The sequence below is a fragment of the Planktothrix rubescens CCAP 1459/22 genome, assembly GCA_904830895.1.
GTDB lineage: Bacteria > Cyanobacteriota > Cyanobacteriia > Cyanobacteriales > Microcoleaceae > Planktothrix > Planktothrix agardhii.
The window spans coordinates 3,905,994-3,919,429 of sequence record LR882958.1 but is presented as its reverse complement, the minus strand read 5'-3'; the positions used below and the strand labels follow the sequence as shown (position 1 = coordinate 3,919,429).

12 protein-coding genes and 1 pseudogene are annotated in these 13,436 nt (G+C 39.2%); 8 read left to right on the top strand and 5 right to left on the bottom strand.

The window, feature by feature from the left end; genetic code table 11:
* The first annotated feature begins 40 nt into the window (after window positions 1-40).
* From NMG86_RS18125 to NMG86_RS18115, 3 genes and pseudogenes are all read left to right on the top strand, one after another.
* Complete coding sequence (locus NMG86_RS18125) at window positions 41-1,174, top strand: DUF3326 domain-containing protein (protein ID WP_026798259.1); 1,134 nt, start codon at window positions 41-43, stop codon at window positions 1,172-1,174.
* Window positions 1,175-1,273: 99 nt separating this feature from the next.
* A pseudogene (locus NMG86_RS18120) lies at window positions 1,274-2,507 on the top strand (RNA-guided endonuclease InsQ/TnpB family protein).
* Between the two features lie 27 nt (window positions 2,508-2,534).
* Window positions 2,535-3,134 carry a CPBP family intramembrane glutamic endopeptidase gene (locus NMG86_RS18115; RefSeq protein WP_026798258.1) on the top strand — a complete coding sequence of 200 codons (600 nt, stop codon included), beginning with the start codon at window positions 2,535-2,537 and terminating at the stop codon, window positions 3,132-3,134.
* Between the two features lie 186 nt (window positions 3,135-3,320).
* Here the strand turns inward: NMG86_RS18115 and NMG86_RS18110 are convergent, their stop codons facing one another.
* Complete coding sequence (locus NMG86_RS18110) at window positions 3,321-3,479, bottom strand: hypothetical protein (protein WP_237157179.1); 159 nt, start codon at window positions 3,477-3,479, stop codon at window positions 3,321-3,323.
* Between the two features lie 27 nt (window positions 3,480-3,506).
* Here NMG86_RS18110 and NMG86_RS18105 point away from each other — a divergent pair, with 27 nt between their 5' ends.
* The gene (locus tag NMG86_RS18105; RefSeq protein ID WP_026785773.1) at window positions 3,507-4,616 is read left to right on the top strand and encodes an S-(hydroxymethyl)glutathione dehydrogenase/class III alcohol dehydrogenase; all 1,110 of its coding nucleotides are present in this window, start codon (window positions 3,507-3,509) and stop codon (window positions 4,614-4,616) included.
* A 122-nt stretch (window positions 4,617-4,738) separates the two neighbouring features.
* Here NMG86_RS18105 and NMG86_RS18100 read toward each other — a convergent pair whose 3' ends face one another.
* On the bottom strand, window positions 4,739-5,380 hold the full coding sequence (locus NMG86_RS18100) for a ribonuclease III domain-containing protein (RefSeq protein ID WP_026798257.1): 642 nt from the start codon (window positions 5,378-5,380) through the stop codon (window positions 4,739-4,741).
* Window positions 5,381-5,526: 146 nt separating this feature from the next.
* On the opposite strand from NMG86_RS18100, the gene NMG86_RS18095 reads away from it, so the two are divergent.
* Window positions 5,527-5,784, top strand: a complete 258-nt coding sequence (locus NMG86_RS18095; RefSeq protein WP_036831661.1) for an alpha/beta hydrolase — start codon at window positions 5,527-5,529, stop codon at window positions 5,782-5,784.
* Between the two features lies 1 nt (window position 5,785).
* Here the strand turns inward: NMG86_RS18095 and NMG86_RS18090 are convergent, their stop codons facing one another.
* Together NMG86_RS18090 and NMG86_RS18085 are read right to left on the bottom strand one after the other, a co-directional pair.
* Window positions 5,786-6,139, bottom strand: coding sequence for a DUF8822 family protein (locus NMG86_RS18090; RefSeq protein ID WP_026798256.1), 354 nt, complete (start codon window positions 6,137-6,139; stop codon window positions 5,786-5,788).
* A 49-nt stretch (window positions 6,140-6,188) separates the two neighbouring features.
* Window positions 6,189-6,608 carry a hypothetical protein gene (locus NMG86_RS18085; protein ID WP_026785776.1) on the bottom strand — a complete coding sequence of 140 codons (420 nt, stop codon included), beginning with the start codon at window positions 6,606-6,608 and terminating at the stop codon, window positions 6,189-6,191.
* A gap of 55 nt (window positions 6,609-6,663) precedes the next feature.
* On the opposite strand from NMG86_RS18085, the gene aat reads away from it, so the two are divergent.
* Window positions 6,664-7,242 (top strand): leucyl/phenylalanyl-tRNA--protein transferase, encoded by a 579-nt coding sequence (gene aat / locus NMG86_RS18080; protein WP_026785777.1) that lies wholly within the window; start codon window positions 6,664-6,666, stop codon window positions 7,240-7,242.
* Window positions 7,243-7,341: 99 nt separating this feature from the next.
* Here the strand turns inward: aat and cobO are convergent, their stop codons facing one another.
* Window positions 7,342-7,971, bottom strand: a complete 630-nt coding sequence (gene cobO, locus NMG86_RS18075; protein WP_026798255.1) for a cob(I)yrinic acid a,c-diamide adenosyltransferase — start codon at window positions 7,969-7,971, stop codon at window positions 7,342-7,344.
* 493 nt (window positions 7,972-8,464) lie between these two features.
* On the opposite strand from cobO, the gene NMG86_RS18070 reads away from it, so the two are divergent.
* Window positions 8,465-10,060: an efflux RND transporter periplasmic adaptor subunit gene (locus tag NMG86_RS18070; RefSeq protein ID WP_026798254.1), complete on the top strand. Its 1,596-nt coding sequence runs from the start codon at window positions 8,465-8,467 to the stop codon at window positions 10,058-10,060.
* A 59-nt stretch (window positions 10,061-10,119) separates the two neighbouring features.
* Window positions 10,120-13,359, top strand: coding sequence for an efflux RND transporter permease subunit (locus NMG86_RS18065; protein WP_071783097.1), 3,240 nt, complete (start codon window positions 10,120-10,122; stop codon window positions 13,357-13,359).
* Window positions 13,360-13,436: the final 77 nt, after the last annotated feature.

Below are 13,436 nucleotides of genomic sequence, written 5' to 3'. Positions count from 1 at the left end.
TAATAGTTAACTTTTCTAAGATTGTTCCCCCTAATCTGCTATGCCTCGGCCCTATACGGTTGTTTTAATTATCCCAACGGGAATTGGTGCGGCCATTGGTGGGTATGCGGGGGATGGTTTACCTGTAGCGCGGGCGATCGCTCAAGTTGCAGATACCCTGATTACCCATCCTAACGTTCTCAATGGTGCCCAACTTTATTGGCCAATGCCCAATACCCTATATGTGGAAGGGTTTGCCCTGGATCAATTGGCCGCCGGAAATTGGGGACTGCAACCTGTCCACCAAAACCGGGTGGGGTTACTCCTCGATCAAGCCATTGAGCCAGAATTGCGCCTCCGACATTTACAAGTGGCGGACGCAGCTAGGGCAACCCTGGGCCTAACTTTAACCGACTATGTGGTAACAGATGCCCCTCTGAACGTGGCTATTCGAACCTCGACTTCGGGGGCTTCCTGGGGAACTATTGGCAACCCAGACAGCCTGCTAAGGGCCGCAGAACGCTTAATTAAGGAGGCTAAAGCCGAGGCGATCGCCGTGGTTGCTCGTTTTCCTGAACCAGAAAATAGTGGGGTTTTAGAGGCCTATCGTCATGGACAGGGGGTTGATCCCTTAGCAGGGGCCGAAGCAGTGATCAGCCATTTAATTGTCCGCACCTTTCAAATTCCCTCTGCCCACGCTCCGGCCCTTTCTCCTCTGGCCATTGACCCGGAATTATCCCCTCGTTCGGCGGCGGAGGAATTGGGCTATACCTTCCTACCCTGTGTGTTAGTGGGGTTGAGTCGTGCCCCCCAATTCGTAAATACAGCTATGGCGGGGACAATTTGGGCGGATCAAGTAGATGCTATTGTGGTTCCAGCAACGGCCTGTGGGGGTTCTGCTGTCCTCAGTTTCAGTAGAGACGAGCCACGGCGCGTCTCCGAGCCACGGCGCGTCTCCGAGCCACGGCGCGTCTGGCCTCAAATTATTGCCGTCGGGGAAAATCAAACCCGAATGCAAGTTACCCCGGAACAGTTAGGAATTAATGCCATACAGGTAAACTCTTATTTAGAGGCTTTAGGAGTTTTAGTGGCGCATAAAGCTGGACTTGATCCCAACTCCCTGCGTCCGAATATATTATCCTTGAATCAACTTAACTTACACCGCCGGGAAGTCCCCCGCTCTACTTCCAGGTGAGCGGGGGGATGAAAGGCGGGTCAACGTAGGTACCTACGTTGACCCCATCTTTTTTCAGTATTATGTAGTAAGATATTCAGACCAGGAGGTGCAAATCGAGTGCTACATCAAGCTGTACAAGTCCGTCTGTATCCAACTGCATTGCAAAAAGCACATCTTGCCCAAACATTTGGATGTTCGCGCTGGTGGTGGAATTATGCTTTAAATAAATCCATTCAGGTTTATCAAGATACCGGGAAAGGGCTGGGACAGGTAGCACTCAACGCCCTACTGCCTAAGCTCAAAAAAGCCGAAGATACCCTGTGGTTAGCTAATTGTTATAGTCAGGTTTTACAAGCTACAACACTTAATCTAACCACTGCTTATAAAAACTTTTTTGAGCAACGAGCAGGCTTCCCTAAGTTTAAATCTAAACATGGTAAACAGTCAATTCAATATCCTCAAAACGTCAAAATTGTTGATGGTAATGTCAAACTTCCTGGAAATATTGGAATAGTCAAAGCCAAAATACATAGACCAATTGCAGGGAAAATCAAGACGGTAACTGTTAGTAAAACTCCTTCTGGGAAATATTTGGCATCTATCCTAACAGAAATTGAAGGGGAAAATCCCACTATTTCAGAAGGTAAAATCTATGGTATTGACTTAGGAATCAAACACTTTGCCGTTGTCACTGATGGTGAAAATGTTTCTAAATACGATAATCCTAAACATCTTGCTAAACATGAGAAAAATCTCAAACGCAAACAGAAAAAATTAGCCCACAAACAAAAAGGAAGTAAATCAAGACAAAAGTATAGAAAAATTGTTGCCAAAGTTTACGAACGAGTGAGTAATTCCCGGCAAGATTTTTTACATAAACTTAGTCATAAGTTGGTCAGCGATAGCCAAGCTGTTATAGTAGAGAATCTTCATGTCAAAGGCATGGTTCGTAATCATAATTTGGCAAAATCAATATCTGATTGTGGATGGGGAACTTTCACTAATTTCTTAGCTTACAAACTAGAACAAAAAGGCGGTAAGTTAGTTGAGATAGATAGATGGTTTCCCAGTTCCAAACTCTGTTCTAATTGTTTCTATCAAGTCAGTCAGATGCCATTGGATGTTCGTGAATGGACTTGTCCTAATTGTGGTACTGATCATGATCGTGATGGAAACGCAGCTATAAATATTAGAACAGAAGGTATCAGAATCCTAAAGACGGATGGTTCAGCCGTTTGGCGCTGTAGGATGGGAGGTAAGACCAAAAGGGGGGCGCAAGTCTGTCTTGAGGCATTCGCCTGTGAGTACAGAAGCCGACACTGTACTTGGTACTCCAAGTCAGTGTGGGTAGTTCACATCCTATTAATTTTTAACTCCCGTGGTAGAACAAAAAACACCCAACAATTTTGAACTCGAATCTTTAACCCGGACTCAGGTTTTGATAGCCATGGGGGGGACGGCTATTATATTATTAGCGATCGCTAAAGCTTGGTTATATCTGAGTCATGTCACCCTTTTACCGATTAACTTTACCTGGATTAGTTTAGGGTTGGGGTTAGGTGTCGGGTTAATGATTACAATGGCTAGTTTTGTTATGTATAAAATTTGGCCTGCCTATAGTCGTAGTGCCGATACCTATTTAAAATTAGTCTTAACTCCTTTATTATGGCCGGATTTAATTTGGTTAGGCCTATTACCCGGACTGAGTGAGGAATTATTATTCCGAGGAGTAATGTTATCGGATTTGGGATTAGGAACTCTGGCTTTAGTTGTTTCTAGTATTGCTTTTGGGGTTCTACATTTTAGCGGTTCTCAACAATGGCCTTATGTGATTTGGGCAACGGTTGTGGGGTTTATTTTAGGGTATAGTGCGATCGCCACAGGTAATTTATTAATTCCGATTATAGCCCATATTTTTACTAATTTTATGTCTGGTTGTTTATGGAAATTAAACTATTTTGGTGCTAAACTCCCATAAATCCCCCTGATATCCTGCTGCATTTCTTTGTGTCTTAGTGCCTTTGTGTTTACTTCAAATTGTCAAATTCTCAATCTTCACGCCATACCCCATGCTTATTTTCCCACAAACACAAACTTCAAAACAAAAATAACCGCTAAAATCCACATAGCAATATTGGTTTCATGAAACTTACCTTGACAGGATTTAATCACAGGATAAAATAGCAAGATTGACAATTAAAATATAAGCCATAGTCATAAAAGTCGTGACCCCAGCTATAATTTCAATCCTAAAATTAGTCTGAAGTTCTCGAAAGTTGAAAAAACGGGCAACTGATTCTAAAGTGGAAGAATTAGAGTTCATATTATCCCTTAAAATCAAAGATCAATTATGGATATTAAAGCTGCTGTTGCTTGGGAAGCTGGAAAACCTTTAACCCTGGAAACTATTCAACTAGAAGGCCCAAAAGAGGGAGAAGTCTTAGTTGAAATTAAAGCAACAGGCATTTGTCATACCGACGCCTATACCCTTTCCGGTGCTGATCCTGAAGGATTATTTCCTGCTATTTTAGGTCATGAAGGCGCCGGAATTGTGGTTGAAGTTGGTGATGGGGTAAAAAGTCTTAAACCCGGAGATCATGTTATTCCTTTGTATATTCCAGAATGTCGTCAATGTCAATATTGTTTAAGTTTTAAGACGAATTTATGTCAAGCTATTCGAGGGACTCAGGGCAAAGGTTTAATGCCAGATGGTAGTAGTCGTTTTTCTAAAAACGGTCAGATGATTCATCATTATATGGGAACTTCTACCTTTTCAAATTATACGGTTTTACCGGAAATTGCCTTAGCAAAAATTCGAGAAGATGCTCCATTTGATAAGGTTTGTTATATTGGTTGTGGGGTGACAACGGGGATAGGTGCGGTGATTAATACGGCTAAAGTTGAACCCGGATCAAATGTGGTGGTTTTTGGCTTAGGAGGCATTGGATTAAATGTAATTCAAGGGGCAAAAATGGTTGGGGCGAATAAAATTATTGGGGTGGATCTTAATTCTAATAAAAAGGCAATTGCTGAGAAATTTGGCATGACCCATTTTGTGAATCCTAAAGAAATTGAAGGGGATTTGGTTTCCTATTTAGTGGAATTAACTGAAGGCGGCGCAGATTATAGTTTTGAATGTATTGGGAATGTTAAAGTGATGCGTCAAGCCCTAGAATGTTGTCATAAAGGTTGGGGAGTTAGTGTTATTATTGGTGTAGCTGGGGCGGGAGAAGAAATTAGTACCCGGCCGTTTCAATTGGTGACCGGAAGGGTTTGGAAAGGTACGGCTTTTGGTGGGGCAAAAAGTCGGACGGATGTACCTAAAATTGTCGATTGGTATATGGATGGGAAAATTAATATTGATGATTTAATTACCCATGTCATGCCAATTGAAAAAATCAATGAAGCCTTTGATTTGATGCAACAAGGAGAATCAATTCGGACGGTAGTAACATTTTAAAAAAGATATTTTTATGGGGTAGTTGTCAAATATTTAGATGGCTTTTAAAATTAGCTATTTTGTTCTGAATATTCTCAACTTACCCCATTATTTTAAAGATTAATTTTGACAAATTGATAATTTTAGGAGCAGAAAATACAGGTTAATTGCGATGTGGATTTTTGAGAAGGACAGGTTAAATGATTGGAACCAAACCAAGGATAAAAATTAGCATCCCAATCCGCCTTTGGTACAAATTCAAGAAATAAATCCATCATAATTTGATTGACAACCTTAGCAATAAATTGATTCACTAACCAATTATAGGTTTTCTCAAAATCTCGATCCCACTCTAAATAAACTGCACCAACTAATGCTTCAAACATTTCTGATAATATTTTTTGTTGTTCAAACTCCGGTTTGAAAGGATAGTTTTTTCCCAAATCACTGCCTTGATCGATCTTGATTTTTAACGCTAATTTTGCTAAAATTATGGGACTAACTAAATCACTTTTTAAAAGCGTCCGGGTTGCTTCTCCTAAATGGGAATAGTGCAGATATAAATAATCACTCACCATTTGGCTAAATAAGTTAGAACCTAAATGAGTAATACCCCAATATTCTAGGGTTCTGAGTTTCCTTTCCTTGGGCGTTAAATCCAGGTTTTCTACAATAGCATCAGGATGAGTTAAGGCAATTTCCAATAACTCTTGATGAGTAAAAAACTTAATGCCAATTTGGTGTTTAACAAAATTTTGGTGTTTAACAAAATTTGGATTAATCATGATTGAAAAAGATTTTAAGGTTTAATTAAAAGGAGTCTACAAGATATTAAAAGGAGATTACGGAAAACCAGAGATCGCTTTTCCGATTGATAAAATAAGTTGAGAAATTGAAAGTTTACAGAGGATTTCTGCTTGGAATCTAATCTGTGAAAGTTTATGCTTTGGTGGTAAAGTCTGGTTCTATCGCCATTTTTACTGCAAGTTGTCATAGCGAGATGGGATCTTTCGTCTGTCAACCACCCCAAGCTCAATCTCACCCTCTTCCCGTACTTTACTACCTTTTGGGATTAATCTGTAGGTCAGAAAACTTTACAATTCAAGCAGATATCCAAAATTTTCCCGTCATCCCCCATAAAACAGGAATTTTCGGTCATTCTATGGAAGGACATGGTGCTTGTCGTTAAACTAAGTCAGAGAGTCTGGGAATATTGAGCGTCCACAACAGCGTTCAATTCCTAAGCTATCTAATAACAAATCGCTGACCGCATTAGCGATCGCAAATTCTCCAAAAAAACTTTTAGAAAAATCAAAAGATTCCATTTCAGTCACAATCGCCAGCACCAAAGAACCCACATCATTTTCCCCTTCCATTCGTTGACGAACATAAATTTGAGCGACACGCTGTGCAATAGTTTCATTCACAGATTCAGGGATAAATTGTTCATCCAACCAACGATTTAAGGTTTGTTTTAACCATTCTCCTTCCTGTTGCAAATTCTCACTAGGGGGTAAGGTTATGGGTGCAATGGGTTCATTCATATCCGGTTAAATATTCACGGTTGACTTTTGACTATAACATTTGATGGTTCTAGTCTTGAATTAGGGTAATAATCGGAGAATCTTTACCTTTATATTCCTCTGATATTTTGTTTTTAATTAATTCGGCAAATAACCGATTAATTGAGGATTCAATGGAATTAGCTTCTCTTTTAAAACAAACCTGAAAACTCTTAGCTTTGTCGTAGGTCTTTGTTTCTTTCCTATAGGTTTTTTCGGTTTTTGCCTCTACAAAAACTGAAGGATTGGGACGTTTATACCAATATAATTGATAGGAATAGGTGGAATCATTACCTTTAAATTTTAGAATATCATCTCCGTATCCGGGGATGGTGAGATAATATAATTCTCCCCTATGATAGACTTGGAGATAACCCCAGGTTTTCTCGGTTTTATTGAGAAGTTTTGTTAAGGTACTCTCTAACATAAAAGATGAGTTAAGATTTAGCATAGATGAGACAATACTCCTTAGTATATTAACCAAAGTATAGCAAAGTTTGTCACCTATGCAATATGATGTCAACGCAATTATCCAAGGGTATGCAGTAGGATACTTTTTGATGGCAAATGACGGGGAACATAGCTTGGAATGGTATTCTAGTCGAGAACGGGCCCTAATTCCCCTCGATCAACGATTTCGCTATCCCAGTTCTTTGCAACGGGTTTTGAATCAAAATCGGTTTACCGTCGCCATTAATCGAGATTTTACTAGCGTTGTAGAAGGTTGTGCAAATCGAGAAGAAACTTGGATTTCTTCAGAATTAAAAGAAATTTATCATGCCTTAAACGAAGCTGGATTTGCCTATAGTTTTGAAACTTGGCAAGGAGATGAATTAGCCGGAGGCATCTTAGGAATTGTGATTGGTGGAGCTTTCATTGGGGAATCCATGTTTTTTAGAATCCCCGATGGTTCCAAGGTAGCAATGGTAAAGTTAGTTGAACGGTTAAGACAGAAAGAGTTTATTTTATTTGATGCTCAAATGAATAACCCTCACCTAGAAAGATTTGGCTCTTATATTATTAAAAATAAAGAGTACAAAACTATCTTAAAAAAAGCAATCAATCAACCCTGCTCTCTCAAGTAGTGAGTCCTTCAGGACTCAATCAAATCTTTCTTAATTATCTCAATTGAGATAAACCCGCCCCTAGGAATGAAACTAATTCAAGCAATATTAAATAGATATTTAAAATTCTATTCCGGGTTGAGCCTTAATACCTTGTTCTCGAAAAGGATGTTTAATTAAAGACATTTCTGTCACCAGATCTGCTTGTTCAATTAAAGCCTGGGGAGCACCTCGACCTGTTAAAATAATATGGGTATCCTCAGCTTTTTTTTCAAGTCCAGCGAGAACTTCTTCAACGGGTAAATAACCTAGTTTTATAGCAATATTAATTTCATCCAGTAAAATCAATTTAAACTCAGAATTTCCAATAAAAGTTAGGGCTAAATTCCAAGCCTCCCGGGTTTTTTCAATATCTCGATCTCGGTCTTGAGTTTCCCAAGTAAATCCCTCCCCTAACGCATGAAATTCTAATTGTTCCGGCCATTTACTAAAAACCGCCTTTTCTGCGGGTTCCCAAGCACCTTTAATAAACTGAATAATAGCGACCCGATAGCCATGACCCAAAGACCTTAACACCATCCCTAAAGCGGCAGTGGTTTTTCCCTTTCCGTTTCCAGTATTAACAATAATTAATCCTTTAGTTTGATTCCGTTCGGCTACTCGTTGATCCTGAACTTCCTTGCGCCGTTGCATTTTTAAACGGTGTTGTTCGGCGGTGAGACTGAATTCGCTCGTTGTGTTAGTTTCCATTTTTCATCTTAGATACTTGTTCGATCCTTATTTTACCTCTTTACTTTGAAAGAATTTAGGGGTGAATTCGACTTGATCGGAAACTAACATTACCTCAACTCAACAACCGCTGCCCTAACGGTTCAGACGTAGGACTTAGGCGCAAAGATGCTAAACTCAAATATAATCCTATTGTCCAAAAACAATAGTTTACAATAAAAACCATTTAACTTACACCGCCGGGAAGTCCCCCGATCTACCTGTACCCAGGTGAGCGGTGGTATGAAAGACAGGTCAACTCCGTACCTACGTTGACCCCATCTTTTTTCAGTATTATGTAGTAAGATATTCAGTTACCGATGGTGAAAAGGTTTCTAAATATGACAATCCTAATCTATCTCGAGAAAGATATAGACCGATCTTAATATATTGTAGCTTTAGATTAAACTCTAATTTAGTCTCAATTTGATCGCTATTTTACTCTGATAAAAATGACCTTAATTTTGGCTGAACCATGTCTAATTTGCAATCCCCAAAATCTAACGTGAAAAAACAGGATCAAGAATGGATTCAGCAAGAAAACTACCGAGAAAAAACTGATTTTCTTGCTGAATCTTTACCCATAAAAATTACCCCACAACCATCAAATTCTAAAACGGGATGGTTCCAAATTCTACTTATTATTTCAATGGCATTGGGGATTGGTTTTGTTGGAGGACAATGGTGGCAAAGCACGCCTAAAAATGAGGATAATCCAAAGTCAGAAAAAGCTAATAAGCCGAGGGGAAATACAGTTAAAATCGCTGCGGTAGAAACTTTTAAATTTGAAGAAACCTCTGATTTTGTAGGCACATTAGAGGCACAACGGGCGGTAGATATTAAGCCAGAAATCGAAGGTAGAATTACTCAGATTTTAGTGCGTTCGGGGCAAGTGATTCAACAGGAAGAAACGATCGCTCGCCTCAAAAGTGATAGTGTAGAATCGAGTTTAAATCAAGCTAAAGCTAATTTAGTTAGAACTCAGGCTCGTTTATCAGAATTACAAGCCGGAAGTCGTCCTGAAGAAATTGCTCAGGGAAGGGCAAAATTAGCCGAAGCAAAAGCCAGATTAGCTGATGCCGAATCGGGGAGTTTATTAGCAGAAATTAATCAAGCCACATCTCAAATTGATTCGATTCAAGCCGATGCTGAATTAGCTCAAAATCGGGTAAATCGCTTTAAAGATTTAAGCGAATCAGGGGCAATTTCTCAAGATCAATTTGATGCTTTATCCGCTCAAAAAAACAGTGCTAATGCAAATTTACAAGCGGCTAAACGCCGTTTAGAACAATTACAAAAAAATCGACAATCAGAAATTAATCTCCGTAAAGCCGTTGTTGAACAGGAAAAACAGGCTTTAAACCAATTAGAAAATGGCACTCGAATTCAAGAAATTCAACAGGCGGAAGCCCAGGTTGCTGAAGCGGCTGCTCAGGTTCGCAATATTGAATTAGATTTACAAGAAACAGCCGTTTTAGCACCGTTTACCGGAGTAGTTGGCGATGTGGGAATTAAAGTTGGAGATTATGTTAGTAAAGGAGATATCCTCACCCGTTTAACCGCGAATGATCAGTTAGAATTGCGTTTACCAATAGCCTTAGAACGTAAAGAGGATTTAAAGTTAGGATTATCGGTACAAATGGTTGATCCTCAAGGTAAAATATTAGGAACAGGACGAATTAGTTTTATCTCTCCTTCGGTAAATCAAGACTCCCAAACTATTTTAGCAAAGGCTAGTTTTGATAATAGTCAAGGATTATTTAAAGATGGTCAATTTGTGCGGGCTGAAGTAGTTTGGAAACAAAAACTAAATGCTGTGGTAATTCCGATGACTGCTGTTAAATTTCAAGGTGATCAGCGATTTGTATTTATTGCGGAAGGGGAAGAAAAATTAACTGCTAAAAAACAACCGATTAAATTAGGTTTAATTCAAGATGATCGGGCGGAAATTTTAGAAGGACTTAGACCCGGACAGAAATTGATTATTTCTGGTACACAAAAACTATCCGATGGTGCCGCGATTAATATTTTACCTGCTAATTCTGATCAGAGTTCCAAGGGTAAACGTTAAATTGGGATATTTACTGGGGATTGAAGCCCTGAAGGGCTTACTACAATTATTAATTTAATATGTTTACTCATTTTTTCATTAAAAGACCTGTTTTTGCTTCGGTTTGTTCATTGCTAATTATTATTTTAGGAATGGTCGGTTTTACTCGGCTTCCGGTGCAAGAATATCCTAAAATTGATCCGCCTATTGTTACGGTGACAACCAGCTATCCGGGGGCGAGTCCCCAAGTAGTAGAAACAGAAGTTACGGAGATTTTAGAAGCACAAATTAACGGTATTGCTGGGATTAAAACCTTAACTTCCAGTAGTCGAGAAGGTAGCAGTTCTATTTCTGTTCAATTTCAATTAAATCGAGATTTAGAAGTAGCCGCCCAAGAAGTTAGAAGTCGGGTGGCTAGAGGGGCAGGAAGATTACCCGATGATGTTGATATTCCAGTAGTAGAAAAACGATCTGGAGATGATGAACGAATTTTATGGATCGCCTTTTTTAGTCAAACTTTATCAGCTTTAGAGTTAAGTAATTACGCAGATCTTTATATTAAAAATTCTTTAGAAACTGTTGATGGTGTTAATAGTGTTTCTATTTCAGGAGAACGCCGTTATGCCATGCGATTATGGTTAGATACCCTGAAAATGGCAGCCCGTCAAATTACCGCTTTAGATGTTGAACAAGCCCTAAGACGACAAAATATTGAAATTCCCAGTGGTCGAATTGAAGGAAAAGAAACAGAATATCCCGTAAGAACTTTGGGAAGACTGGAAACTCCCCAAGATTATGAAGACTTAATTATTAAGCGTAATGATAATGGCTCGCAAGTTAAAATTAGAGATATTGGAAGGGCAGAAATTGGGGCAAAAGATGATCGGGTAATTGCCCGTTTCAATGGAAATCCTGCGGTGGGATTAGGAATTAGTAAACTTGCCGATGCGAATTTAATTGAAGTTGCCCACGGAATTAAAGCTAAATTAGCGGAACTCAAAAAAAGTTTTCCTGAAGGACTCAGCTATGAAATTGCGGTAGATTATTCTGAGTTTGTAGAACTTGCGATTGAAGAAGTTTGGATCAGTCTGTTAATTTCGATTGGACTGGTGGTTTTAATTATCTTTTTATTCTTGAGAAATTGGAGAGCCACTTTAATTCCAGCCATTACGATTCCCATTTCTTTAATTGGGGCATTTAGTGTGATGTTTTTTATGGGATTTTCGATTAATACCTTAACACTATTTGCCTTAACTTTAGCCACGGGTTTAGTCGTAGATGATACGATTGTGGTCTTAGAAAATATCATCCGTTATATGGAAGAAAAACGGCTAGATGCCTTTCCAGCGACATACGCGGCCGTTGGAGAGGTGGTATTTGCGGTGATTGCCACAACGGTTGTTTTAGTAGCAGTATTTGTTCCCGTCGCCTTTGCAGGGGGAACCAGTGGACGATTATTTAATGAATTTGCCTTAACTTTAGCTGCTTCTGTGGTTTTTTCCAGTATCGTTGCCTTAACTTTAGCTCCTCCTCTTTCCGCCCGTTTACTACGTCATGAAACTAAGCCCCAAGGATTAATGAAAATCCTATCTTTCCCCCTGGATTTATTTGAATGGGTTTTGAATAAAACTACGGCTATTTATGGTTGGACATTACGGCTATTAATGGCAACTAAACCCGTCGTTATTTTAGGATTTATTGCCAGTTTAGGATTAACTGTTTGGTTGTTTTTACAGTTACCTCAAGGCTTTTTGCCCAGTGAAGATCGAGGTCGAATTTTTACTCCGATTACGGCTCCAGAAGGGGTTAGTATTAACTATACTAATCGAGTGGTTAAACAGGTTGAAAATATCTTCAGTCAAGTTTCGGAAATTACCAGTTATTTTGCGATCGCAGGTTCTAGTCGAGGGGCATCTCAAGCTAATACAGGATTCTCTTTTGCTCGTTTAAAACCTTGGTCTGAACGCCCGAAACCTGAACAATCTCAACAATCTTTGGTGAAGAAATTATTGGGTAAATTTTCAACAATTACTGATGCTTTAGTCTTCGCTACAAATCCAGGGGGATTACCCGGAGGCGGTCAAGGTCAACCCATACAATTTGTCTTACAAGGTAATGATTTAGAACAATTGGCACAAGTTTCTCAAGACTTTGTAATTCGCGCTAGGGATTTACCTGAATTAGTTAATATTGATACTAATTTAAAATTGAATAAACCGGAATTAACTATTAGTGTAGATCGTTCTCAAGCAGGAAATTTAGGAGTTTCTGTACAGGATATTGCCCGAACCTTACAAATTTTGGTTGGCGGTCAGGAAATTACTAATTTTAATCAGGGAAATCAACGCTATGAAGTTGTGGTTCGTGCTGAGGAAAAATATCGCTCAAATCCAGAGGATTTAAAGCAATTATATGTGCGTTCCCAACAGGGAGAAATGATTGCTTTGAGTAATTTAGTTACGATTTCTACCGCGACAACACCCCCTCAAATTAACCATTTTAATCGCTTTCGTTCTGCAACTTTAGAAGGAAGTCCGGCCCAGGGAGTTAGTTTAGGAGTCGCTTTAAATGCCTTAGAAAATTTAGCCAAAGATATTCTACCCCCTGAAATGCGAACCTCTTTTTCTGGGGAGTCTTTAGAATTTAAAGAAGCGGGTCAATCGACTAATTTTATTTTCGCCCTCGCCTTAGTTTTTATTTTTCTGACCTTAGCCGCCCAATTTGAAAGTTATATTGACCCGGTGATTATTCTATTAGCGGTTCCTCTGTCTTTATTAGGAGCATTTGGTGCTCTGTGGATAGCACAATTAGAGTTAAATGCTTTTAGTCGGATTGGGTTAATTATGTTGATAGGATTATCGACAAAAAACTCTATTTTAATTGTGGAATTTGCCAATCAATTACGAGAACAGGGATTATCAATTCAACAGGCGGCAATTGAAGCCTGTCGCTTACGATTTCGACCAATTATGATGACGGCATTATCTACTATTTTAGGGGTAATGCCTCTGGCTTTTGCGACGGGGGCAGGAGCCGCGAGTCGGGTCGCAATTGGCATGGCGGTGATGGGTGGAATGTTTGTTTCTACATTTTTGAGTCTGTATATTATTCCGGTTTTTTATGTGATTGCCACCAGTATCCAATCTCGTTTGATGGGGCATAATTCTCAACGCCAAAATTTAGAAAATGTCGCGCCGAATACAGACAACGGATCTCATTATAATGGAAATAGTCATAGTAATGGTAAGGAAACTGTGACATCCCATCGGGATCATCTGACCAAATCTTCACAAAGTTCTGATCAAACCCAGAATTTGTAAAGGAATCTTGTTGATTATTCTGGCAACTTATCTGCTTGTGGCAAATGGGATAATATGTGTATAATTTAGTTAACATA

Coding starts and splice junctions, on each gene's coding strand:
- NMG86_RS18125 (WP_026798259.1), top strand. CDS start 41: ATGCCTCGGCCCTATACGGTTGTTTTAATTATCCCAACGGGAATTGGT.
- NMG86_RS18065 (WP_071783097.1), top strand. CDS start 10,120: ATGTTTACTCATTTTTTCATTAAAAGACCTGTTTTTGCTTCGGTTTGT.
- NMG86_RS18100 (WP_026798257.1), bottom strand. CDS start 5,380: ATGATTAATCCAAATTTTGTTAAACACCAAAATTTTGTTAAACACCAA.
- aat (WP_026785777.1), top strand. CDS start 6,664: ATGCAATATGATGTCAACGCAATTATCCAAGGGTATGCAGTAGGATAC.
- NMG86_RS18085 (WP_026785776.1), bottom strand. CDS start 6,608: ATGCTAAATCTTAACTCATCTTTTATGTTAGAGAGTACCTTAACAAAA.
- NMG86_RS18105 (WP_026785773.1), top strand. CDS start 3,507: ATGGATATTAAAGCTGCTGTTGCTTGGGAAGCTGGAAAACCTTTAACC.
- NMG86_RS18090 (WP_026798256.1), bottom strand. CDS start 6,139: ATGAATGAACCCATTGCACCCATAACCTTACCCCCTAGTGAGAATTTG.
- NMG86_RS18070 (WP_026798254.1), top strand. CDS start 8,465: ATGTCTAATTTGCAATCCCCAAAATCTAACGTGAAAAAACAGGATCAA.
- NMG86_RS18110 (WP_237157179.1), bottom strand. CDS start 3,479: ATGAACTCTAATTCTTCCACTTTAGAATCAGTTGCCCGTTTTTTCAAC.
- cobO (WP_026798255.1), bottom strand. CDS start 7,971: ATGGAAACTAACACAACGAGCGAATTCAGTCTCACCGCCGAACAACAC.